Source organism: Bacillus sp. AFS012607 (assembly GCF_002558005.1).
In the GTDB taxonomy this organism is placed as follows: Bacteria; Bacillota; Bacilli; order Bacillales; family Bacillaceae_G; genus Bacillus_A; species Bacillus_A thuringiensis_S.
Genome location: NZ_NTVM01000061.1, coordinates 1 through 623 on the forward strand (window position 1 = coordinate 1; position 623 = coordinate 623).

Sequence of the window (623 nt, forward strand, 5' to 3'; positions counted from 1 at the left end):
AGAGTAGGACGTTGCCAGGCTTGTATTGTTCCGCAGTAGCTCAGCGGTAGAGCTATCGGCTGTTAACCGATCGGTCGTAGGTTCGATTCCTACCTGCGGAGCCATTATGCTTCCATAGCTCAGCTGGTAGAGTACTTCCATGGTAAGGAAGAGGTCACCGGTTCAAGCCCGGTTGGAAGCTTGGAAAAGTTTTTAAATTTTTGGCCCGTTGGTCAAGTGGTTAAGACACCGCCCTTTCACGGCGGTAACACGGGTTCGAATCCCGTACGGGTCACCACTTTTGGAGGATTAGCTCAGCTGGGAGAGCACCTGCCTTACAAGCAGGGGGTCGGCGGTTCGATCCCGTCATCCTCCACCATATATGTTTAAATGTCGGAGGGGTAGCGAAGTGGCTAAACGCGGCGGACTGTAAATCCGCTCCTTCGGGTTCGGCAGTTCGAATCTGCCCCCCTCCACCATTTTCTTTAAAATAACCTGAAAGGGTTTATTTTTTTGAGAAGATAACCATACTAGTAAATATTAATGGGCTATAGCCAAGCGGTAAGGCAACGGACTTTGACTCCGTCATGCGCTGGTTCGAATCCAGCTAGCCCAGCCATTTACGAGCCATTAGCTCAGTTGGT

General features: G+C 50.6%; 6 tRNA genes. All 6 read left to right on the plus strand.

Features of this window, described 5'->3' with window-relative positions:
• Positions 1 to 29 precede the first annotated feature (29 nt).
• Positions 30 to 104, plus strand: a tRNA-Asn gene (locus tag CN409_RS30405).
• 4 nt (positions 105 to 108) lie between these two features.
• Positions 109 to 181: transfer RNA gene (locus CN409_RS30410), tRNA-Thr, on the plus strand.
• Between the two features lie 21 nt (positions 182 to 202).
• A tRNA-Glu gene (locus tag CN409_RS30415) sits at positions 203 to 277 on the plus strand.
• A 5-nt stretch (positions 278 to 282) separates the two neighbouring features.
• Positions 283 to 358: transfer RNA gene (locus CN409_RS30420), tRNA-Val, on the plus strand.
• Positions 359 to 374: 16 nt separating this feature from the next.
• Positions 375 to 458: transfer RNA gene (locus CN409_RS30425), tRNA-Tyr, on the plus strand.
• Between the two features lie 65 nt (positions 459 to 523).
• A tRNA-Gln gene (locus CN409_RS30430) sits at positions 524 to 598 on the plus strand.
• Positions 599 to 623: the final 25 nt, after the last annotated feature.